This is a genomic window from Mycolicibacterium mageritense (genome assembly GCF_010727475.1).
Lineage (GTDB): Bacteria > Actinomycetota > Actinomycetes > Mycobacteriales > Mycobacteriaceae > Mycobacterium > Mycobacterium mageritense.
Window position 1 is genome coordinate 7,771,597 of sequence record NZ_AP022567.1, and the last position, 22,216, is coordinate 7,793,812.

Genomic DNA, 22,216 nt, shown 5'->3' on the forward strand with positions numbered 1-22,216 from the left:
GGCGGGGCCTGCCGTCAGCGCGCGGCAACCGCGAGCAACCAGGCCTCGCCGTCGCCTTCGCCCGCGGCGATCACGTCGAGCCTGGCGAATGCGGCAGGCAGTTCACCCGGCGCGCACCGGTACGGTCCGGGTGCCGCGCCGACCTCGCTGAGCGCGCAGATCGCGAACAGACCGCCCGGCGCGAGCCGGTCGACGATCGCATCGTCCAACCGGCGGTCGCGGAAACGGTGGCACAGGATCACGTCGGCCGGCGGTCCCTGCGGCAGGCCGTCGTCCAGATCGTGCACGTCGAAGCGGCACCGGTCCGCGACGCCTGTGCGCTCGGCAAGCCGGTGAGCCTGATCGACCGCGACGGCGGACACATCCACACCCCACACCTGTAGACCGCGGCACGCGAGCCATACCGACGCGGCGCCCTGACCACAGGCCAGGTCGAGCGCCGTTCCCGAATGCGGGAACGCCGATTCGAGTCCCGCGAACACACGCGGCAACGCACCGGCGCCGGCGGCGGGCCGGTCTGCATACTCGGCGTCCCAGCGGGCCCGGTCTCGCACGCTCATCCAGCCACTCTAGGAAAGATGCACCGAACGGGAATACGGGCACGCCGCGAGAGGTTTGCCCCCACATGCGAGCCATCGTCTTCGACCCGCAAGCGCCGGCAAAACTGCGATTCGACGAGGTGGCCGAGCCACCCGTGGCGGATTCTCAGGTTCTGATCGACGTCCACGCAATCGCACTCAATTTCGGCGAATTGCACTTCATCGACCACATGCGCCGTCCCGGGGAGGTGCCCGGCTGGGACAGCGCGGGTGTCGTGGTGCAGGCCGCGGCCGACGGATCCGGGCCGCCCGAAGGCGCCCGGGTCGTGGGGTTCAGCGGTGAGGCGGGCTGGGCCGAGCGGCGGGCCGTCGCGACGGACAACCTGGCCGAACTGCCCGAGTTCGTCGAGTTCGACGAGGCTGCCGCGCTTCCGGTCGCGGGTGTCACCGCGCTGCAGGCGCTGCGTGCTCTCGGCCCCGTCGTCGGGCGCCGCGTGTTGATCACCGGCGCCTCGGGCGGTGTCGGACGCTACGCGGTACAGCTCGCGGCAAGGGCCGGGGCACATGTCGTCGCCGCCGTCGGCAGCCCGGCCCGCGGCGAGGGCCTCGAACAGCTCGGCGCCGCCGAAGTCGTCGTCGGGGTCGACGGTGTCGAGCCCGTGTTCGGGGTGCTCGACAACGTCGGCGGGAAGCTCTTGGCGCAGGCGTTCAGCCTGGTGTCCGACGGCGGCTCGGTGCAGTCGATCGGCATGGCCTCCAACGAACCGACCACCATCAACTTCGAGCACGAACGTCGGCTGGGTAACCGGAAACGGTTGGAGCCGTTCACGGTTCGCGCCCCGTTCCAGGCCGACCTGGACTACCTGCTCACGCTGCTGGCCGACGGCGAGCTCGACCCGCAGATCGGGCTCCGGGACTCGTGGGACAACATCGCGGCCGCAGCAGAGGCCTTGCTGAACCGCAAGGTCGCGGGCAAGGCCGTGCTGCGCGTCGGGCAGTAGCCGGGACCGTCAGTTCCCCTGACCGCCCCGGCCCAGCGACGCCAGGTCCGCCACCGGATCCTTGCCGTTGATGAACCAGTCGCCCAGGATGCGTGCCTTGTAGACCACCGGATTGTGCGACGCGAGCGTGCGGGCGTTGCGCCAATGCCGGTCCAGCCCAAGCTTTTCCGATACGCCTGACGCACCGAGCGCGTCGAACACCCGCGTGGTGGCCCGCAGCGCGGCGCCGATGATCACGAGTTGTGCCTGTGCGACGGCGACCTCGGCGTCGACGAGCAGTTGCCGCGCGTGCTCGTCACCGCCCGAGAGCCGCCCTGCCACGATCCGGTCCAGCGTGCGCGCGCTACTGGCCAGGGCGGCCTCCGCGCCGAACGCGTCGGCGGACAGCTCTCCGATCACCTGCAGCAGCTGAGGATCGTCGGACGGCACCGCGGCCAGACCCTGCGGATAGTTGCGGACGCGTTCCTTCAACGCGGCCGACCCGTCACGCTGCACCGCCCGGGTGATGCCGGTGAGCACGGCGAGCATCGCGGTCTGGTAGAAGTGCGCCTGATAGGTGAAGCGTTCCGCGGCGGGAAAGACGTTGCCGCGCTCGGCCTTGGCGCGGTCATACCGGGCCGAGCCACTCGCGGTGGTGCGTTGGCCGAAACCGCGCCAGTCGTCGACCAGGGTCACGCCCGGATCGTCGGCGCGTACCAGCGCGGTCCAGAGCTGCCCATCGTCGCCACGTCCCAGCACGTCGAGCCAGTCCGCGTACAGACTGCCGGTCGCATAGTATTTGGCACCGCTGACCACCCAGTGCCCGTCTTCGGCGGTCACCGTCGTGGTGAGGTTGGCCAGGGTGACGTTGTTGGCCTCGGTCCAACCCCCACCGACGAATTCACCTGCCAGGAACCGCTTGATCCAGGTGGTGTTGTCCTCCGAAACCGGTGCGTTGAGCCGGTCTTCGACAAAGGCGAGGTGGTTGCGCCAGATGTGGGCGACGTTGGCGTCGGCCTCCCCCAGTTCGGCCAGCAGCAGGAAGGTCTGTTCCAGCGAGGCACCGAACCCACCCTGTTCGGCCGGGATCCGGAGGGTGCCGAAACCCGCCTCGTTGAGCCACCGCACCTGCTCGTGCGGGAAGACCCGGTCGGCCTCCCGCTGGACGCTGCCCTCGGCGATCCGCTCGAAGACCGGCCGGAACACCGACCGGAGTTCGGCGTCGTACCCCGAGGGCCGTTTGAGATAACTTGCTTGCGTGGTCATTCCGAACTCCGATCGGCGTCGATGCGATACGCGTACTCGTCCTGAACCGCGACGTACCCGAGCCGGCGGTACAGGACATGGGCATTGCTGGCATTGTTGATGTCGGTACCCAGCGATGCCACGGTCAGGCCCCGGCGCAGCGCGGCCAGCCAGATCTTTCTCAGCAGCAGCTCGCCGGTGCCACGTTCGCGCCGATCCCGCCGCACCCCGATGTAATCGGTGTGGGCGCTGCGCTGTTCGGCCGCACCGACACCGACCGTGTAGGTCGAGCCCAGCACGTAACCGACCACAGCACCGTCGTCGTCGACCGCGGCGAGACTGAAATCGGGGGTGAACGCCCGGCTGGCGAGGTGGTGCTCCCAGCGCTGTGGGGTTTTCGCCATGTTCCCGAAATGCTCGCTGAACGTGTCGAACTGCAACCGCCGGACCGATTCCGACAGGCCGGCCGCAAGGATCTCGGGCCACGACAACACTGTGAGGCCGTCGATCCTGGCCGCGGCCAGGTCGACGGGGTCTTCGTCGAGCAACGACTTGCGCGTGCTGATGAACTGTCGTTCCTGCCGGGCCCCGTGCCGCCGTAACGCGGTGATCGCAACCGGCTGATCGGCCCCGATGTAGGTCCGCAGGTACGATCCGGGGATCGCGACGCGCTGAAAGCGTTCGACTGTGTCCGCGACGATCCGGGCCACCGCGTCGCCGGGCGCTTCCGGATGAAAGACGAAGTCGGCCAGCACTTCCGGTTCTGCGCCGTCAGGCCGGTGCAAAGCCGCGTAGCCGAGGACCGCTCCCGATTCGCCGAGCAGGACAACAGCCGACCCTGGATACGTACCGTCGAGCTGCTCTGCCACGTCGCGGGAGTCGGCGGCGAATTTGCGGCCGCCGAGGCCCGCGGTGGTCGCCAGGAAGTCGGCGATCAGCGGATGGTGCCGCGCTGTCAGCGGAGCGGTCGACGGGTGCTCGACGCGTGGTTGCGCGAGCGTCATGGGGTGACGCCCTCGTCGATCAACCGCTGCTGTTCTTCCTCGGACAGCGTCTGGATGGTGCCGATCCGGTTGGCCACCTCTGGCTTGGTGCGTTTGAGGTACCAGTACCAGGTCAGCCCGGCCAGTAGGATGCCTGCGAACACGAAAGGCAGGATGTTGAACGGGAATTCGGGCACGGGATAGAAGTTGCTGACGATCACGTAGCCCAAGCCGATGGTCGCGGCGACGGCCACCCCGAGGCGCAGTGGTGTCAGCGCGTTGATCTTGCGCAGCCAGATCGGGGTGGCGATGACCACCAGCAGGTAGCTCACCAGGAAACCCCAGTTGGCCACGTAGCCACCGTAGACGTCGAACACCAGCCGGCCCGCCGAACTGAACGTCGCGACGGTCGAGAAGACCAGGGCCAGGATGCCGACGAAAACGACTCCGGCCCACGGTGTCTTGTGGGTGGCGTGCACCTTGGCGAACACCTGTGGCAGAGCGCCCTCATGTGCGAAGGTGAACAGTGACCGCGCGGCGGCCGTGGTCACGGCGGTGACGAACACGATGAATGCGACGGCAACTGCACCGCTGACCACCTGGTTCACCCAGGACACCCCGACGGATTCGGCCAGCTGCGGCAGAACCGCCTTGTCACCGTCGATCTCACCGAAGTGCAGGATCTGCGGGTAGGTCGCGAAGATGTACAGCACACCGAGCAGGATGACGACGCGCAGCAGTGATCGGGCGATGTTGCGGTGCGCGTTCTTGGCTTCGGCACCCAACGACGCGACGCTCTCGAAACCGGCGTAGGAGCCGACGGCGGTCACCGCTGCGATGAAGGTCGCGCTGGAGCCCAGGTGCTGCGGGTTCCACTGCTCCCAGTCGATGCGGAACCCGTAGCCGATGTAGGAGGCCACGATGATCACCAGGATCGAGGCGATCGCGAGCAGTTCGAAGGCCAGCTCATACTTGGCCGCCAGCGACACACCCCGGTACGGCAGGTACACCGCGACGCCGACCACCACGAGCACCAGCAACAGGCGGAACCAGACCGCTTGCGAGCCAAGACCGATGGACTCCAGGAACGAATCCAGGTAGAGCACGCCGCCGAGAGTTCCGGTGGTCGCGAAACCGATGTAGCCGAACAGCAGGCTGAACCCGGCGGCATACGCGAAGCCTGGTCCCAGACCGTTGCCGGTGTAGGTGCCGAGCGATCCGGACGACACCGTGCGCTTGGCCTGGAAGCTGATGGTGATGGCCACCAACGCGACGATGAGCAGGCCGATCACCGCGGCCCACGCCGCGCCCTTGCCTGCCGCGACGAACAACGAGAACGGAACGACGGCGAGTGCGACGCTGGGCGCCGCGGCGGCGAGCCCTTGCGCGAAGACGCCCCAGGCCCCGAGGGCCTCTTTTTCCAGACCGGTGGATTCCGCGGCCGTGAGGGTGCGTCCCCCGGCCGCGGTCTCCTGGTCGTCAGTGGTGGTCACGATGGCCTGTCCTTTCTCCGGACATCGCCTGGTCGAAGTGGACTGGGACGCAGGCGGTTGGCAAGTTGATGAGGTATGCCACGATGCCGCAATCGGATTCGTCGCGGCAGGCATGGAATCGCCAGGATTCTATTGAGCGGGAACGGAATTGCGACGGAAAGCGGCTGCGGGGTGGCCGTCACGCAACAGTGGCGAGTGACCGCCGAAGATCCGCTGCCGCAACGTGGTGGGCTCACCGGCTTCCCGGGCGCGGCCGCGCCTGCGCAGTTCGGGTATCAGGTAGGTCGCCACGTCCGCGAAACTGCCGGGGGTGATGTGGTAGGCGATGTTGAAGCCGTCGACCCCGGTGCGGCGGGCGTAGGACTCCAGTTCGTCGGCGACGGTCGCGGCCGAGCCCACGAACAGCTCACCGCCGAATCCGCCCAGTTTGCCGACATAGTCGCGCAGCGTCAGCCGTCGGCGCGCATCGGTGTCGGTCACGGCGGCCAGAATCGAGCGGCTGGCGTCGGTGTCGAACTGTTCGATCGGCCGGTCGACACCGTAGCTCGACCAGTCGACTCCGCTCAGCGCGGACAGCAGCACCAGACCGCCTTCCAGGTCGTGATATTCGCCGAGTTCGTCGGCCTTGGCCTGCGCGGCCGAATCCGTACTGTCGGTGACGATCTCGACCGAGGTGATGAACTTGATCGATTGCGGGTCGCGGCCGTGCCCGACCGCGCGGCGCCGCACGTCGTCGATGTTGGCCCGTAGCACCTCGGGCCGAGGATCGCTGACGAATACCAGCTCGGCGTTGCGGGCCGCGAATTCACGCCCGGCCGTGGATGTTCCGGCCTGGAACAGCACCGGCGTGCGCTGCGGTGACGGCTCGACGAGATGCGCGCCGGGGACCGTGAAATAACGGCCTTGGTGTCCGATTCCGTGCACCTTGGCCGGATCGGTGTAGATGCCGCGGTCGCGGTCCCGCAGCACCGCGTCCGGCTCCCACGAGCCCTCCCACAGTTTGTAGGTGACCTCCAGGAACTCCTGCGCCATCGCGTATCGCTCGTCGTGCGGGATCTGGCGATCCCGGCCGATGATGTTGCGTGCGGCGCTGTCGAGTAGCGACGTGACGATGTTCCAGCCGATCCGGCCACCCGTGAGATGGTCGAGCGTACTGAACTTGCGCGCCAGCAGGTACGGGCTTTCGTAGGTGGTCGAGACCGTGATGCCGAATCCGAGGTGCTCGGTGGCGGCCGCCATCGCCGAGACCGCGAGCAGCGGATCTGTCACCGGGGTCTGCACGGCACGCGCCAGCGCGGCGTCGGCATCCCCGCCGAACACGTCGAGTTGGCCGACCGCGTCAGCGATGAACAGGGCGTCGAATCCGCCAGCGTCCAGAAGCTTCGCCAGCTCGACCCAGTACCCTAGGTCGGTGTAGTTGGCGGTCTGATCAGCCGGATGCCGCCACAACCCGAAATTGCCGTGCGACACCGTCGACATCGTGAACGCCGCCAGCACAAAGGGTTCGGTCATCGGACCGGAACCTGCAAGCCGAGATGCGAACGCAGCGTGGTGCCGGCGTATTCGTGCCGGAACAACCCGCGCTTGCGCAGCACCGGCACAACCTGTTCGACAAAGAGTTCGGTCTGCCCGGGCAACCCGGAATCCCGCAGCACGAAACCATCGGCTGCCGCGGTGGTGAACCACTCTTCGATCTCGTCGGCGATGCGCTCAGGGGTGCCGACAACCGCTGCTCCCCAACCGTTCACGGTGCGATACAGGAACTCGCGAACGGTCGGATTCCCCTCGCTCGCCAGGGCACGGTATCCGGCCAGCGCGGTTTGGTGGGTCTCGGTGTTAGCCGGGAACGCCGACGCGGGAACGGGTCCGTCGAGGTCGGCACCGGTGACGTCGACGTCGACCTCCAGCAGCCAGCCGGCCTGGTACTGCGGGCTGAAGTACTGGTACTCCTCGCGCTCGGCGCGGCGTGCCTCCTCGTCGGTGGAGCCGACGAGGTACCGCAAGGACGGTGTGATCAGCGGTGCAGTGGAGCGCCCGAGCCGGCGGGCCTCGGCGTGGATCTGCCGGTAGAACTCTTGTGCACGGCGCCGGTTGCCGTGGCTCGTGAAGATGACCTCGGCGTGGCGGGCGGCGAATGTCCGTCCGGTGTCGGACGATCCGGCCTGGAACAGCACCGGCCGGCCCTGCGCCGAGCGGGCCGCACCGATGGGCCCGGCGACGTCGAAGTATTTTCCATGGTGGTTGGCCACCCGGATCTTGCTGGTGTCGTTGAAGATTCCCGTTGCGCGGTCCTCGACGACGGTATCCTCGCCCCAGCCGTCCCACAGCTTGCGGACCACGTCGAGCGCTTCCTCGGCGATCTGGTACCGCTCGTCATGGTCGACGACGCCGTTGGCGCTGAAGTTGTCCGCGGCGGCTCTGGCGAAACTGGTGACGAGGTTCCACCCGGCGCGGCCGCCGCTGAGATGGTCGAGGGACAGCAGTTGCCGGGCAAGGTGATACGGGTGGGCCAGCGTCGCCGATCCGGTCACCACCAGCCCGACTCGCTCGGTCACCGCCGACAGTGCGGCCGTCGCGGTGAGCGGCTCGAAGTCCTCGGTGATCTTGTACGCCCAGGTGGCGGGTGGTCCGTAGTTCAGCCCGTCGGCGAAGAACAACGCGTCGAACGTGCCCGCCTCGGCGAGCTTGGCGTGTTCGATGAGCCTGCGGCGCACCCCGGCAGTGCTGTTGTCGACGTCGGGATGGCGCCACGGCCCTGCTGATCTGGTGTTGCCGAAGGCCAGCAGATGAAGATCTCTTGGCACTCCGGCGACATTACGACGGGCAACCGCGCCCGCCGAGGGTTGCGCTCAGCGCGAATCTTGGCGCGGGTGTCGGCCTCCCGCGCTACGCGTTGTCGACCTTGTCCCCGATCGCGCTCGTGATCGACGTGGCCTGGTCGACGACGTCATCCCCACATGCCCACGCTTCGGCTATCACGTTGGCCGCGACGGCCATGGAGTGGTGACAGCCGCCGCTGGAAGCGACTTCGGGCGTCGACATCTGCGTGATCGACGTGTCCTCGGCCGTCACGTCGCTGACCTCCCACGTCAGCGGTTGGTCGCTGGAGTCGTAGGTCACGAGTGACCCGGCGCAGTCCTGCCATTTCTCCTTCGACTCCTGCAGGAACTTCTTGGCCTCCGCTGCCGACGGGTACAGCGCGACGACCTGTTCGAGCCAGTGTGCGTTGTTGTCGCCGGGTTCCCGGACGATCTGGTCACGCACCGCGGTGTACCCCGAGTCCCCGTACGCCACCTCCTGGGCACCGTAGGCCGCACCGGCGCAGTCCGGATCGGACACGGCGTCGGAGTTGTCGTTGAGGGTGTCCTCGTCGAGAGTCACGCCCAGGCCGGACGCACCCATGATGCCGTCGAGTTCGTCGGGAGACAGCAACAATTCGTCGATGTCGGACTTCTCGAGGATCTTGCCCGGCGGGACGTTCGGGTCGCGGACCGCCATCCCCGCCACGGACTTCTCACAGCCGGCCAACAGTGCTGACACCGCGACCAGAACACCGGCCGCACAAAGCCGGGCACCGACGGATCTGACAGTCATACTGCCATTGTCGCTGATGTTCGGCCGGAAGATTGCCAGCTGATCAACTCAGATCGCTGACTTTGTCCATCATGAGCCGCGCGACGTCGATGGCGCTGGACTCGGGATCGGCCGTCCCGCTGCCGGTTGCGTTGCGGTAGAACGCGACCTCGACCTCGACGAGGCAGTTCGCCCGTACCCCGATGGCCCGCGCGGTCGGGCTGGTCTCCTGGTCGAGGGTGTGCCCGAATTCGACCGTGGCGGCCAGAACCGAGCCGTCGACGCGCACGTCGGTGACCTTGTCGGTGAAGTAGCCGCCGCGCACCGACGTCGACACGATCGTGACGGTCTGGCCCTCGCATTCCTTCCATTGCTTGGTGAAATCCTCGAACAGCTTGTTGGCTGCGGCCGTCGAGTCGAGTGCCACGACGCCACCCTCGGCGGCCAGCACGTCGGCCATGCTCTCGTCGGATTCCCAGCGCTGGTTGACCACGGCGGTCACGTCGGCGTCCTGATAGGTGCTGCGCTGCATCGAGGTCGCGGCCCCCACACATTCGTGCGGGGTGGCGTCCGCCTCGGTGGCCAGGCCGTCAGCCATGTCGTCCACGTCGCCCGTCAGCATCGTGCCGTCGGCACGAAAAGCCTCGCCCATCACGTCCTCGAGGTCGCTCTCGGTGGGCAGAACCTTGACGATGGCGTCGGCCGAAAGCGGCCGCGGCGCCAGGCCGTCGGCGGGTTCGACGGTTCCGGCGACCACCTTCGTGCAGCCGGTCAGCAACATCAAACCCGCGAGCAGCAAACCCGCACCCCGCACCGTTTGCATCCGTTCACCCCTGCCGAATCCGACCTGCCCTGACCCTACTACGCGTACGCGCCAGCAAAGCGCACGTCAGCGCGCGATGACGGCACCGATGAAGGCCTTGCAGGTCTCCCGCATCGAGTCGAGCGGCATGCTCGGCGATTGCAGGATCACCTGCACCGCCAGCCCGTCGAGCATGCCGATCAGCATGTTCGCCAGGGTGACGGGATCACCGGCGCGGGCGAGCCCTTCGGTCTGGGCCGCCCGGATCACCCCTGCGACTACGTCGCGCCACTGCCCGTAGAGCCGATCGTTGATCTCCTGCAGCACCTCGTCGCGACCGCCTTCCGCCCACAACGCGAGCCACACCTTCCAGGCCTGGCGTGACCGGTCGTCGGCGGGCAGGTAGGACTCCACCACGTCGTGCAAGATGGCCAGACTGTCCTTGTCCGCGCTGAGCAGTTCCTGCCTGCGCGCGAGTGAATCGCTCAGGTTGAACTCGAACGCCGCGGTGATGACGTCCCGTTTGGTCTCGAAGTAGTAGTGCACGGTGCCGGAACTGACCCCGGCCTGTTTGGCCACGTCGGAGAGCCGCAGCGCCGGAATGCCGATCTGCGCGATGACGGCGCATGCCGCAGACAAGATCTGCGGCCGGCGCTCGGCTTCGACGCTGGGACGTGGCATCGGCCCTCCGGGTCGGCTGAGCATTGCTGGGTACCCGATCGTACAAGTGAAATAACTGTACGTTCAATCAACAATGCTCGGCCGCCTCAGCCGAGGTTGCGGGAGATCACCAGTTTCATGATGTCGGAGGTGCCTTCTTCGATCTCTTCGAGCTTGACGTCGCGCATCCACTGCTCCACCGGGTATTCACGCGAATATCCCCAGCCGCCAAGCGTTTGCACGGCCGCATGCGTGACGAACATCGCCGTCTCGGACGCGGTGAGCTTGGCCATGGCCGCGAGTCCCCGTGCGGGCGCGCCGCTGTCGATCACCCGGGCCGCGTGCAGGACCAGCAGCCGGGCCGATTCGATGCGGGTTGCCATGTCGGCGAGCCGGAACGCCACCGCCTGGTGCTCGATGATGGGCACACCGAACTGCTTTCGCGTCTTGGCGTAGTCGAGCGCGTATTCATAGGCCGCCCGGGCCGCGCCGACCGCGGCCGCGCCGAGCACCACGCGCGAGATGTCGAACGTGCCCATCAGGCCGTAGAAGCCCTGCCCCTCAGCGCCGAGACGGTCCTCCTCGGGGACGAACACGCCGTCGAGGAAGATCTCGCGGCACACGATGGCCCGCTGCCCCATCTTCTTCATCGGCTCGCCGAACGACATTCCCGGCGCATCGCGGTGCACCAGGAACGCGGTCACGCCACCAGAGCGCAGGCTGGGGTCGGTCTTGGCGAATATGACATAGAACTCGGCAGCACCGGCGTTGGAGATCCATGCCTTCTGTCCGTTGATGCGGTAGCCGCCGTCGACGCGGGTCGCGGTGGTGCTGATCGACGCGGCGTCCGAACCGGATTCCGGCTCGGTGGTGGCCAGCGACGTCATCGGGGATTTCGGACCGGTCAGCGGGGTCAGCCAACGCTTCTTCTGATCCTCGGTGCCCAGCACCATGATCGGATCGGAGAAGAATCCGTTCGAGCACACCAGGTTTCCGATGCCCGGATCGCCCCAGCACAGCTCCTCCTGCACCAGGCACTGGGTGAAGACGTCGGTGAACCCGCCACCGCCGAACTCCTCGGGAATCATGAAGTCCGTGATCCCGACCTCTGCAGCCTTCTGGAAGATGTCGACCGGGGTCACGGTGTCGGCCTCGTCGACCTCACGGCCCCGGGGCCGGATCTCTTTGGCCGCGAAGTCACGGCACAGCTCGACGATCTGGCGCTGTTCGTCGCTCAGCGGCCAGGCCGGGATGTTCGTGGTCTGCATCTGACTGTTCTCCTATCGGGATGAATATTTATGTCTGGCCGCAGTTTTCGTGCGCGGCTACACCGAGGACGAGCGCGTCGACCGCGAGCGCCCCTGACGGGGTGGCCCGCACCGGGTTGAGCTCGATCTCGCCGATGTCCCTGCGGTCCGCGATCAGCTCCGACACCGTGACGATGAGGTCTGCCACCGCGTCGACATCGACCGCGGGGCGGCCGCGCCACCCGGTCAGCAGCGGTGCCATGCGCAACTCGCCGAGCATCTGCCGGGCGATGTCGTGGGAGACCGGCGCGCGTTCGATCCGAACGTCCTGGTGCATCTCGGTCTCCGTGCCACCGGCCCCTACGACGACGAACGCCCCCAGCTGCGGATCCCTGCGAGCCCCGACCAGAACCTCGACCGCACCGGGCCGCGTGTCCTGTTCCTCGACCACGTAATCGCCGTCTCCGAGCCGGGCCTGCATGTCGCGGAAGGCGTCCCGTAACTCGTCCGGGCCGACGAGACCGGTTCGGACACCGCCGACTTCGCTCTTGTGCTCCAGCCAGCCGGCCTTGAGCACGAGCGGGGCACGCAAGCCACTGACGCCGGCCAGGTCTGCGTCGGTGCGGATCACCGCGCCCGTCGGGAACCCGATGCCGAGCGGCTCGAGCAGCTGCCGCGCCGCCCAGTAGCCATGCCCCAGCGGCCTGTCCGAGACGCCGGTCGAACCTCCGACGACCGCACGTGGGCTCAGCGCGGCCGTGCGGGCCACCGCGCGCATGGCCGCCTCGACGGTGCCGAATGCGGGCACGCCGCACCGCCAAAGCGCTTCGGCCGTAGCGGTTTCCGGTCCCATGGTGTGCACGATGACCGGGACGCCGGAGGCTGAGACGACGGCACCGAGGCGCTCGGCCACTGCGGCCTCGCCTGCGGCCGACGAGGGGATGTCACGCCCGTAGCAGCCGAAATACCCCGTCATGACGACCGCGTCGATCTCGCCCGCGGCGACGACCCGTTCGACGATCGCGGCGTAGTTGCCCATGTCCTGTTCTCCGGCGCCGGCCAGGTCGATCGGGTTGGCACAGGCCGCTCCTGCGGGCAACCGGTCGGCGAGATCGGCGGTCACCGGCTCGGAGAACGGCACGACAGCCAGTCGCATCCCCGACGCGACGTCGGCGGCGATCGCGCTCTGCCCGCCGCTGTCGCCCACGATCGCGATGCGCCGGCCCCGCGCAGGCGGCGCGGTGAGGAGCGTGCGCGCGATGTCGACGACCTCGCTGGGCGTGCCGGCCCGTACCACGCCTGCTGCTCGACAGGCCGCGTCGACCATGTCGGTCGGGGCGGTGAGGGATCCGGTGTGGGAGCGGGCCATCCGGGTGCTCGCGCTGCTCGACCCCACGGTCAGCAAAACGGTCGGTTTACCCGATGCGCGCAGCTGTTCGATGGTCTCGAAGAGGGTTTCTCCGTCGGTGAAGCTCTCCAGATAGAGCGCGACCACGCGGGTCGCGTCGTGCTCGGCCAGGTCGGCGAGCAACTCGGCCGCCGAGACGTCGGACTGGTTGCCGATGGACACGAACCGGGAAATGCCAAGGCCCTGCCTGCGGCCGAGGTCTGCGAGTTCCGAGCCGAGCTGACCGCTCTGGGAGATGATCGCCAACGGTCCTGGGGTCAGCCGGCCCCACAGCAGTTGCAGATGGCTGCTGGCGTCGTAGATCCCGAGGCTGTTGGTCCCGATGAGCCGTGCGCCGTGCGCGGTGATCCGGGCGGCCAGCGCGCTGTCGTCGGTCACTCCCCCGGTGATCCCGAGGAATCCGCGGACGCCGCGTTGCAGCCCCTGATCGACGACGGTGTCGACATGCGCGGCGGGGACACACAACGCCACCAGTTCAGGCGCCTCGGGAAGGTCCAGAAGGCTTGGGACACAGGGCTGCCCGAGAACTTCCCCAGCCCGGCTGTTGACGAAGTGCACGGTCCGACGTGCCGAGCCCACCAGAGCACCGGATGCCAGCCAGTAGCCCCATTTCGCGGGGTCGTTCGACGCACCGACCACCGCGACGGACCTGGGGTCGCTGAACACGCTGAGATCGGTTGCGCCGCGCGTCGCGGTGGGTGTCACTTCGCTGTTCCTGTCTGTGCTGACGTCGACGCCGGTCATGGTGCCGAGCCCGCGATGATCTCGGCGGCGGCCCGCTGGCCCGACGCGATCGCGCCGTCGATGTAGCCGTTCCACACGCTCGAGGTCTCCGAGCCGGCCCAGTGCACGCGTCCGCACGGCGTGCGCCAGCCGGCCGCACCGTGTTCGACCCAGACGCCGGGCGCCGGGTTGGCCGCGTATCCGCCATGCGCCCAGGGATCCTCGGGCCAGCTCTTCTCGGTGTACTGCACGGGATTTGCCGCCTCGTCACCGAAGATCTCCCGCAGGGTCGCCAGCACGTCGGCGCGCCGCTCGGCAGCCGTGCGCGCAGACCAGCGCTGCTGCCGCTCGGCGTAGACGAACGACACCAGCACGCCGGCGCGCGCGTCTTCGGGCGAGTTGTCGAATACCACTCCGACGCTGTGGTTCCCGTACACGGTGGCCTGCCCGGACAGTCCGCTGGCGCGCCAGAACGGGGTTTCGTAGACCGTGTGGATCTTGGTGACGTCGCCCATGGGGCTGCGTTCCATCCACCGGTTGCGGGACGGCGGCAGCGCCGGGGTGAAGCGAAGGCGCACTGCGGCGCCGGGGGACGTCGCCACCACGACGTGCGACGCGTGCACTACGGCCTCGTCGGTGTGGATGCGAACCCCGTCCGATGCATGTTCGATGTGGCGCACCGCGGAGTTGAGCCGCACGCGGTTCCCGAGGTGCTCGGCCATCGCGAGCGCCACCGACTGGGCGCCGCCGGTGAAGCGCCGTTCCTGAGCACAGCCCTGGGTCTCCATCAACTGGTCGAAACCGCCCGCCGACGCGACGTAGAAGAGCAGGTGGAACAGCGAGATGTCCCGCGGTTCGACGGTCCACACACCCTGCACCGCGAGCGCCAGGCGGCGCCGCGCATCCTCGTCGGGCACGGTGCGGTCGAAGTAGGACGCGACGGTTTCGCCGTCCCACTCCGCGAGTTGCTCGGTGGCCGTGGGGTCGTCGAGGTTGATCGCGGCCGCGAGCTTGTCGATGGCCTCGGTCGCCTCGATGTACTGCTCGACGCCGGGCCCGCCCACCGGCCCGGCACCGCGGAACGGCCGGCAGATGCCGTCGGCCCAGAGTTCCAGATGGTCGCCCGAGTCGTAGGTCGGGAACGTGGCACACCCGAAGCGTTCGGCCATGCTCAGCAGTCGGTGCTGCGTGGGCCCGACCCACTGACCGCCGTGGTCGACGACCACGCCGCCGTCGAGCGTGCCGGTGTGCACCCGGCCCCCGACCCTCTCCGAGCCCTCCAGGACCAGCACCTCGACACCCGCGTCTGCTAGCGACAATGCAGTGCTGAGGCCCGCGTATCCGGCGCCGATCACGACAGTGTGCACCGAGTCGCCGGATGGCTGCGAGGTCGTCGTCATGCGTAGATTCTTAACTTAATTGGCCCGCCAGTCAAGAATAAATGTGATTCCGCCGCGCGGGTTGACATCTTGTGACCGCGACCACAGACTCACTTAAACTGGCCCGCCAATCAGAAATGGAGTCCGGTGGACGAGACCACATTCGAACGAGAACTCGAGGAACGCCTGAGCATGCTGGAATCCCCCACCGATGCCTCGATGGCGGTACCCGACCTGCCGCTGACCGACATCCTGATCGCGGTGGCGGCCCTGGCCGTGGCCACCGTGGCGCTGCTGTGGTGGGCGTACTGATGACCGACGTGCGCGAACCCGGCGCTGACGCCGCGAGCGCCGATGGCAGCCCCGACGCGACGCTCACCGACCTTCCGCTGCGCCCGGCCGAACGAATCTGGGGTTTGTGGCAGCACTCCGCGGTCAACGTGGGGCTCGCGGTCGCCACGTGGGCCTTTCTGCAGGGCGCGGCCGTCGCCTACTACGTGGGTGTCACGCAGGCCATCGCGTCGATCGTGATCGGCTACGGCATCAGCGTCCTGCTGGTGGCCCTCGCCCCGTGCATGCCGTCGGTCAAATACGGCATCGAACAGTTCGTCGGGCTGCGCAGCATCTTCGGCGAGAACGGCGCGCGGGTGGTGATGGTCGCGGTGTCCACGGTGCTCGCCGCCGCGTGGTCGGCCGTGCTTGCCATCATGTTCGGCCACGGGCTGGTGACCGTCGTGAATCAGGTTGCCGGCACCCAGCTTTCGGAATCCGGTGTGGCCGCAAGCCTGCTCGGCCTGGTGGCGATCGTGGTGTCCTGGCTCGTGCTGGCCCGCGGTCCGGTGTCGGTCGAGGCGGTGTGCCGCATCATCGCGCCCATGCTGGTGGTCATCATCGTCGGCGTCATCGTGATCATCTTCTCGGGTCACACCTGGTCGGACCTCACCGCGTTGGTGCCGCTCGGCGGGGCCGGCGACGACCCGCACCTGAGCTTCATGCTGGCGGTCGAGCTGAACCTGGCGGGCGGTTTCGCGTGGTGGCCGAACCTCGGCAACCTGGCCCGGCTGACCCGGAGCTCGCGGGCGGCGTTCTGGCCCAACTGGATCGGGGTGTTCGGCGCGTCGGTGGTCGCCGCCGTGGTGGGAGTCCTGGCCGCGCTTTCGCTGCAGGTCGAGGATCCCACGCAGTGGATGATCCCGTTGGCGGGCGCCGGTCTGGGCGTGGTGGCGCTGGTGATCATCTGCCTGGCCAATGTCACCGCGATCCTGTCGCAGGGGTATGCGTCGATGGTGGCCCTCAAGGGCGGCGGCGGAGCGTTCTTCCGGAGGGCGGCGTGGCCGCTGATGCTCGCGGTGATCCTCGCGCCGGCGGCCGTGCTGGTGTTCTTCCCGGCCGCCGTCTACGACAACTACGGCCGGTTCGTCTCGTGGGGTGCGATCGTGTTGGCACCGCTGTGCGCGGTACAGATCGTCGACTACTTCATCCTGCGTCGCCGCAGGCTCAACGTCCGAGACCTGTTCCGCCCCATCGGCGAATCCGCCTACAGCTACTGGAAGGGAGTCAACCTGGCGGCGTTCGCCGCGGTCGCCGCAGGCGCGGTCACCTACGCGCTGCTGCTCAACCCGGTGACCTACGAACCCACCGGCGTGTTCCGGTACACCACGGCGTCGCTTCCGGCGTTCGTCGTTGCCGGGCTGACCCACTACGTGCTGACCCGGCTCGTGGTGCAACGCGCGGGAGCCGGTGGCTACCCGCGGTAGCCGCCGGATGCGACGGGCGCGGCGGGACTACTTCTTCGGCTTGTCCCCCGCCGCGTCCGTCGACAACGCCGCGACGAATGCTTCCTGCGGAACATCCACGCGACCGATGGTCTTCATGCGCTTCTTGCCCTCTTTCTGCTTCTCCAGCAGCTTGCGCTTACGGGTGATGTCACCGCCGTAGCACTTCGAGAGCACGTCCTTGCGGATGGCCCGGATGTTCTCGCGGGCAATGATCTTCGAGCCGATCGCAGCCTGCACCGGCACCTCGAACTGCTGGCGCGGGATCAGCTCCTTGAGCTTGGTGGTCATCTTGTTGCCATAAGCCGAAGCGCCGTCCTTGTGGACGATCGCCGAGAACGCGTCCACGGCCTCGCCCTGCAGCAGGATGTCGACCTTGACCAGATCGGCCTGCTGTTCGCCGGCCTCCTCGTAGTCGAGGCTGGCGTAGCCGCGGGTACGCGACTTCAGCGAGTCGAAGAAGTCGAAGATGATCTCGCCCAGCGGCATCGTGTAGCGCAGCTCGACACGTTCGGGCGACAGATAGTCCATGCCGCCGAGCTCGCCGCGCCGCGACTGGCACAGCTCCATGATGGTGCCGATGAACTCGCTCGGCGCGATCACGGTGGTCTTGACGACGGGTTCGTAGACCTCGCGGACCTTGCCTTCTGGCCAGTCCGACGGGTTGGTCACGACGATCTCCGAGCCATCGTCCTTGATGACGCGGTACACGACGTTGGGTGAGGTCGAGATCAGATCGAGGTTGAACTCGCGTTCCAGGCGTTCGCGGGTGATCTCCATGTGCAGCAGCCCGAGGAAGCCGCAGCGGAACCCGAAGCCCAGCGCCACCGACGTCTCAGGTTCATACGTCAGCGCGGCGTCGTTGAGTTGCAGCTTGTCCAGCGCGTCGCGCAGGTCCGGATAGTCCGAGCCGTCCACCGGGTAGAGGCCCGAGTAGACCATGGGCTTGGGTTCGCGGTACCCGGTCAGCGCCTCCGTCGCACCCTTGCGGGCCGTCGTCACGGTGTCGCCGACCTTGGACTGCCGAACGTCCTTCACGCCGGTGATGAGGTAGCCCACCTCCCCGACGCCCAGGCCTTCGCTGGCCTTGGGCTCGGGTGAGACGATGCCGACCTCGAGCAGCTCGTGCGTGGCTCCGGTGGACATCATCGCGATGCGTTCGCGCGGCGTGATCTTCCCGTCGACCACGCGCACGTAGGTCACCACGCCGCGGTAGATGTCGTACACCGAGTCGAAGATCATGGCCCGCGCGGGAGCGTCGGCGTCACCCGTCGGCGCGGGCACCTGCCGCACCACCTCGTCGAGCAGCTCGGCCACGCCCTCACCGGTCTTACCCGAAACCCTCAGCACGTCGGACGGCTCGCACCCGATGATGTGCGCGAGCTCGCCGGCGTAGCGCTCCGGATCCGCGGCAGGCAGGTCGATCTTGTTGAGCACCGGGATGATCGTCAGGTCGCGATCGAGCGCGAGGTACAGGTTGGCCAGCGTCTGCGCCTCGATGCCCTGCGCCGCGTCGACCAGCAGTACCGCACCCTCGCAGGCCTCCAAGGCGCGCGACACCTCGTAGGTGAAGTCGACGTGGCCGGGCGTGTCGATGAGGTGCAGCACGTGATCTTCGCCGTTCACCGTCCATGGCAGCCGCACGTTCTGGGCCTTGATGGTGATGCCGCGTTCCCGCTCGATGTCCATCCGGTCCAGGTACTGGGCGCGCATCGACCGGTCGTCGACGACGCCGGTGAGCTGCAGCATCCGGTCGGCCAGCGTCGACTTGCCGTGGTCGATGTGGGCGATGATGCAGAAGTTCCGAATCTGCGCCGGCGCAGTGAACGTCTTGTCGGCGAAACTGCTGATGGGAATCTCCTGGTGAACGTGGGTGTCGCGCACGTGCTGTGCGCCTCCAGGGTATCGAGCACCTGCCCTCCCGACACAATCGCGCCGTCGGTCTGGTCTCCCGGTCGCACGACTCCCGCCCGCAGGTTGCTGACTTATGCTCGACACCATGGCGTCGCAATGGAAAGCCTTCCAGCGGTTCGCGGAGAAACTTGTGTTCAACGAGGCGCCGAAGTTCATCCGCCAACTGCAGAGTCCGGAAAGCGTGCCACGCACGGTGCAGCAGGGCATCAAGCTCGGGCTGGAGGTGCTCGCGGGCGGGCCCGCCGAGTCGACTCCGGAGATCACCGCAGGTCGCCCCGTGTCCAAGCACAGCGTTCCGACCGCACACCGCGCCCGCAAACTGGTGTATGCGCCGGACCTCGACGGGCGGGCGGACCCGGGCGAGATCGTGTGGACCTGGGTGGTCTACGAGGACGATCCGACCAAGGGCAAGGACCGGCCCGTGCTCGTGATCGGGCGTGATCAGCGCACCCTGCTCGGTCTGATGCTGTCCAGCCAGGACTATCACCGCAACGACCCGGATTGGGTCGGCATCGGTGTCGGTAGCTGGGACTACGACGGCCGGGCCAGCTGGGTCAGGCTCGACCGCGTGCTCGACGTGCCCGAAGAGGGGATCCGCCGGGAAGGCGCCATCCTTGACCGCGAGCGCTTCGAAGTGGTCGCGGCCCGGCTGCGCGCCGAGTATTCGTGGAGCTGACCGCGACCGACGCGATTCTTTTGCGCGCATGCGGGAACCCATGGGCAATGACCGCATTACCGCCCGATCCGGACCCGGCCCAAACACCTGACCTGGAACCCGGCGGTGGTGTTGCCCCCGGCGCGACGCCGCCGGATTCGGGACAGACCTCGGGGCTCGGTGAGCCGGAACCGCGACCGCGGCGAAAAATCACCCCCACATCTGCCATCGCCGTGGTCGGGCTCGTGTTGTTCCTCGCACTGTTCATCGCGGCCGGTGTCCTGCTCATCCTCAACATGACGGGCGCGCTCGGGTAGCGCCGCCGGACACCGATCAGCGCGGCGGCCGCCACATCGGGGTCATCGTGGGGCCCCCGTCGGGCAACCGGATCTCACCCGTCACCTCGAACCCGAATCTCAGGTAGTACGGGACGTTGTCGGGATTGCTCGATTCCAGATAGGCCGGGGCGTGTTCGGCGTCGACGCGATCGAGCCGCGACCGCATCAACGCGTGTCCGAAACCCCCGCCGCGCACCGTGGGATCGCTACCGATCACCGCGAGATACCAGTGCGGCTCCTCGGGGTGATGTTGCTTCATCAGTTCGGCGACCTGCTGGCCGCGCGCAACGCGACGTCCGAAGGCCCGCACGAATCCCGGCATCATCAACAGCTCCTCAAGTCGGGTCTGCTTCCACCGCCCCGGCGGATCCCACAGCGCGGCCGCCCCGATCCGGCCGCCGCGGTCTGCCACCTCGCTGCCTCCGCCGCCCAGAAAATGGTGGCGGGTCATGGTCGCGAACATGCGGGCAAGCCCGCGCCTGCGGCGGTCATCGGCAGGCAGCATCCACCTCATCACAGGATCGTCGAAAAAGGCTCGGCCCAGCACGGCGGCGAGCGGTGCGACGTCAGGTCTGCGTGCGGGTCGAGCGTTGACGGTGGCCACCCGCCCACCATCGCACACCTGCGCCCGACGGTACGAGCATCGGTGAGTCTTGTTGGCCGATAGGCATTGTGGCGCCGGGTAGTTTCGATCAGAACGATCTCTACCCTGTCATGGCCGCGCTCGACTACGTAGATTCAATCGCCGCCGGTCCATGCGCGCGCCTCACCGTGGCTGCGCGCGACATATCCGTTCCAACCCGGAGAGCACCCGTGATCGAGATCGAGAACCTCACCAAACGCTTCGGCGACCGCACGGTCCTCGACGACATCTCCCTGTCTGTCGCAAGCGGTGAGATTCTCGCCGTCGTCGGCCCCAGCGGCGCAGGCAAGAGCACGCTGTCGCGCTGCGTCAGCTTCCTCGAACGCCCGAGCAGCGGCACCGTCCGCGTCGATGGCAAGGACTTCACGCGCCTGGACGGCGACGCGTTGATCGCCGCACGCCGCAACATCGGCGTGATCTTCCAGAGCGCCCCGCTGCTGCGCCGCCGCACCGTCGCCCAGAACGTCGCGTTACCACTGGAATACCTTCGCGCGACCGATGATTCGATCGACAAACGGGTCACCGAACTGCTCGACCGCGTCGACTTGTCGGATCGCAGCGGGTACTTTCCCGCACAGCTTTCCGGTGGTCAGAAACAACGGGTCGGGATTGCCCGCGCGCTCGCGCTGCGGCCGTCGGTGCTGTTGTCCGACGAGGCCACCGCGGGCCTCGATCCCACCACGACGAAGTCGATCTTGGCCCTGCTCAGTCACCTTCGTGACGAGTTCGGCCTCTCCGTCATCCTCATCACGCACGAGATGGAGGTGGTGCGGGAGATCGCCGACTCGGTGGCCCGCATCGACGCGGGCCGCATCGTCGAAAGCGGTCCGGTCACCGACATCATCCTCGATCCGGATTCGTCCCTGGCCCGCGAACTGCTGCCCGACCGGCCCAGTGTGCCGCTGGACGCTCCGGGTGACATCTGGGAGGTGTCCTACGCCTCGCGGCAGGTGCCGCTCGACTGGCTTCACCGCCGTCGGATCCGTCCCGGGCATCTCGGGCACCCAGATCAACGTGCTGTCGGCCAGCGTCGAGGCCATCCGCGGCGTCGCGGTCGGCCGCGCGGTGCTGGCGATCTCACCTTCGGCCCCCGCAGGTTTCACGAGTTACCTGCGGGACCGCGGCCTACACGTGCGAGCCGGTGCCCACGCCGCCGCCAAGGACGCTGCGTGATCACCTATGCCGCCCAGGAAGACTTCAGCACGCCGTGGCGTCACGTGCCCGATCTGCTGCTGCCGGCCTACGGCGAGACGTGGCTCATGGTCGGCATCACCATGGTGCTGGTGGTCCTGATCGGCACGCCACTCGGGCTGATCCTGCACAACACCTCAGAGCTGGGCCTGCAGCCGAATCCACGGGTGTTCGCGGTGCTCAACACGATCGTGAACATCGGCCGGTCGCTGCCCTTCCTGATCCTGATGGCGGCCATCATTCCGGTGACCCGGTTCATCGTCGGCACCACGATCGGCATCCCGGCGGCCATCGTGCCGATGACGACCGCGGGTGTGCCGTTTTTCGCACGGCTCGTGCAGAACGCCGTGCGCGAGGTCCGATCCGACGTCACCGACATGGGCCAGGCCTCGGGCGGTACCACGCTGCAGGTGATCCGGACCATCCAACTGGCCGAGGCGTTGCCCGCACTGGCCGGCGCGCTGACAGTGAACACGATCGCGATGATCGAATACTCGGCGATCGCCGGATCGATCGGCGCCGGAGGCGTCGGAAACCTGGCAATCACATACGGCTACAACAGATTCGACGACAACATCATGATCGCCACGGCGGTCTCGTTGATCATCACCATCCAGATCGTGCAGTTCGCCGGAGACCGCGTCGTCAAGGCACTCACGCGCTGAAAC

General features: G+C 67.7%; 20 protein-coding genes and 1 pseudogene. 7 read left to right on the forward strand and 14 right to left on the reverse strand.

The features are described from left to right. Positions 1–14 precede the first annotated feature (14 nt). Positions 15–560, reverse strand: a complete 546-nt coding sequence (locus G6N67_RS37550; protein WP_036442744.1) for a class I SAM-dependent methyltransferase — start codon at positions 558–560, stop codon at positions 15–17. Positions 561–625: 65 nt separating this feature from the next. On the opposite strand from G6N67_RS37550, the gene G6N67_RS37555 reads away from it, so the two are divergent. Continuing rightward, a complete protein-coding gene (locus G6N67_RS37555) occupies positions 626–1,540 on the forward strand; it encodes a zinc-binding dehydrogenase (RefSeq protein ID WP_036442741.1) in 915 nt (304 codons plus the stop codon). Positions 1,541–1,549: 9 nt separating this feature from the next. Here the strand turns inward: G6N67_RS37555 and G6N67_RS37560 are convergent, their stop codons facing one another. The 11 genes from G6N67_RS37560 to G6N67_RS37610 form a co-directional block, all read right to left on the reverse strand. Further along, on the reverse strand, positions 1,550–2,785 hold the full coding sequence (locus G6N67_RS37560) for an acyl-CoA dehydrogenase family protein (RefSeq protein ID WP_036442739.1): 1,236 nt from the start codon (positions 2,783–2,785) through the stop codon (positions 1,550–1,552). Beyond that, a complete protein-coding gene (locus tag G6N67_RS37565) occupies positions 2,782–3,768 on the reverse strand; it encodes a GNAT family N-acetyltransferase (RefSeq protein WP_036442737.1) in 987 nt (328 codons plus the stop codon). Before G6N67_RS37565 ends, G6N67_RS37560 begins: the two co-directional genes overlap by 4 nt. After that, complete coding sequence (locus G6N67_RS37570) at positions 3,765–5,240, reverse strand: APC family permease (protein ID WP_036442735.1); 1,476 nt, start codon at positions 5,238–5,240, stop codon at positions 3,765–3,767. The genes G6N67_RS37565 and G6N67_RS37570 overlap by 4 nt, the downstream gene beginning before the upstream one ends. A 129-nt stretch (positions 5,241–5,369) precedes the next feature. Further along, complete coding sequence (locus G6N67_RS37575) at positions 5,370–6,752, reverse strand: LLM class flavin-dependent oxidoreductase (RefSeq protein WP_036442733.1); 1,383 nt, start codon at positions 6,750–6,752, stop codon at positions 5,370–5,372. After that, the gene (locus tag G6N67_RS37580) at positions 6,749–8,044 is read right to left on the reverse strand and encodes an NtaA/DmoA family FMN-dependent monooxygenase (protein WP_036442731.1); all 1,296 of its coding nucleotides are present in this window, start codon (positions 8,042–8,044) and stop codon (positions 6,749–6,751) included. The genes G6N67_RS37575 and G6N67_RS37580 overlap by 4 nt, the downstream gene beginning before the upstream one ends. 82 nt (positions 8,045–8,126) lie before the next feature. Beyond that, complete coding sequence (locus G6N67_RS37585; protein ID WP_036442729.1) at positions 8,127–8,834, reverse strand: sensor domain-containing protein; 708 nt, start codon at positions 8,832–8,834, stop codon at positions 8,127–8,129. A gap of 43 nt (positions 8,835–8,877) precedes the next feature. Continuing rightward, complete coding sequence (locus G6N67_RS37590) at positions 8,878–9,636, reverse strand: sensor domain-containing protein (protein ID WP_036442727.1); 759 nt, start codon at positions 9,634–9,636, stop codon at positions 8,878–8,880. A gap of 66 nt (positions 9,637–9,702) precedes the next feature. Then, a complete protein-coding gene (locus G6N67_RS37595; protein ID WP_036442725.1) occupies positions 9,703–10,296 on the reverse strand; it encodes a TetR/AcrR family transcriptional regulator in 594 nt (197 codons plus the stop codon). Positions 10,297–10,382: 86 nt separating this feature from the next. Then, positions 10,383–11,543, reverse strand: a complete 1,161-nt coding sequence (locus tag G6N67_RS37600; RefSeq protein WP_036442723.1) for an acyl-CoA dehydrogenase family protein — start codon at positions 11,541–11,543, stop codon at positions 10,383–10,385. A 28-nt stretch (positions 11,544–11,571) separates the two neighbouring features. Continuing rightward, entirely contained in the window at positions 11,572–13,635 is a 2,064-nt protein-coding gene (locus G6N67_RS37605; protein ID WP_235684094.1) for an acetate--CoA ligase family protein, read from the reverse strand. A 35-nt stretch (positions 13,636–13,670) separates the two neighbouring features. Continuing rightward, positions 13,671–15,053 (reverse strand): flavin monoamine oxidase family protein, encoded by a 1,383-nt coding sequence (locus tag G6N67_RS37610; protein WP_036442722.1) that lies wholly within the window; start codon positions 15,051–15,053, stop codon positions 13,671–13,673. A gap of 126 nt (positions 15,054–15,179) precedes the next feature. Between G6N67_RS37610 and G6N67_RS37615 the strand changes: the two genes are divergently transcribed. Further along, on the forward strand, positions 15,180–15,344 hold the full coding sequence (locus G6N67_RS37615) for a hypothetical protein (RefSeq protein ID WP_036442720.1): 165 nt from the start codon (positions 15,180–15,182) through the stop codon (positions 15,342–15,344). Beyond that, entirely contained in the window at positions 15,344–16,789 is a 1,446-nt protein-coding gene (locus tag G6N67_RS37620) for a cytosine permease (protein WP_036442718.1), read from the forward strand. Before G6N67_RS37615 ends, G6N67_RS37620 begins: the two co-directional genes overlap by 1 nt. A 27-nt stretch (positions 16,790–16,816) precedes the next feature. Here the strand turns inward: G6N67_RS37620 and lepA are convergent, their stop codons facing one another. Beyond that, a complete protein-coding gene (lepA, locus tag G6N67_RS37625) occupies positions 16,817–18,691 on the reverse strand; it encodes a translation elongation factor 4 (RefSeq protein ID WP_036442715.1) in 1,875 nt (624 codons plus the stop codon). Positions 18,692–18,794: 103 nt separating this feature from the next. On the opposite strand from lepA, the gene G6N67_RS37630 reads away from it, so the two are divergent. Together G6N67_RS37630 and G6N67_RS37635 are read left to right on the forward strand one after the other, a co-directional pair. Next, positions 18,795–19,397, forward strand: a complete 603-nt coding sequence (locus G6N67_RS37630; RefSeq protein WP_036442713.1) for a type II toxin-antitoxin system PemK/MazF family toxin — start codon at positions 18,795–18,797, stop codon at positions 19,395–19,397. Between the two features lie 47 nt (positions 19,398–19,444). After that, positions 19,445–19,693, forward strand: a complete 249-nt coding sequence (locus G6N67_RS37635; RefSeq protein ID WP_036443384.1) for a DUF6480 family protein — start codon at positions 19,445–19,447, stop codon at positions 19,691–19,693. 16 nt (positions 19,694–19,709) lie between these two features. Here the strand turns inward: G6N67_RS37635 and G6N67_RS37640 are convergent, their stop codons facing one another. Beyond that, the gene (locus G6N67_RS37640; RefSeq protein WP_081812871.1) at positions 19,710–20,318 is read right to left on the reverse strand and encodes a GNAT family N-acetyltransferase; all 609 of its coding nucleotides are present in this window, start codon (positions 20,316–20,318) and stop codon (positions 19,710–19,712) included. Positions 20,319–20,527: 209 nt separating this feature from the next. On the opposite strand from G6N67_RS37640, the pseudogene G6N67_RS37645 reads away from it, so the two are divergent. Both G6N67_RS37645 and G6N67_RS37650 read left to right on the forward strand, forming a co-directional pair. After that, positions 20,528–21,530, forward strand: a pseudogene (locus tag G6N67_RS37645) (methionine ABC transporter ATP-binding protein). Then, positions 21,527–22,213, forward strand: coding sequence for a methionine ABC transporter permease (locus G6N67_RS37650; RefSeq protein ID WP_036442709.1), 687 nt, complete (start codon positions 21,527–21,529; stop codon positions 22,211–22,213). The pseudogene G6N67_RS37645 and the gene G6N67_RS37650 overlap by 4 nt, the downstream one beginning before the upstream one ends. The last annotated feature ends 3 nt before the right edge of the window (positions 22,214–22,216 follow it).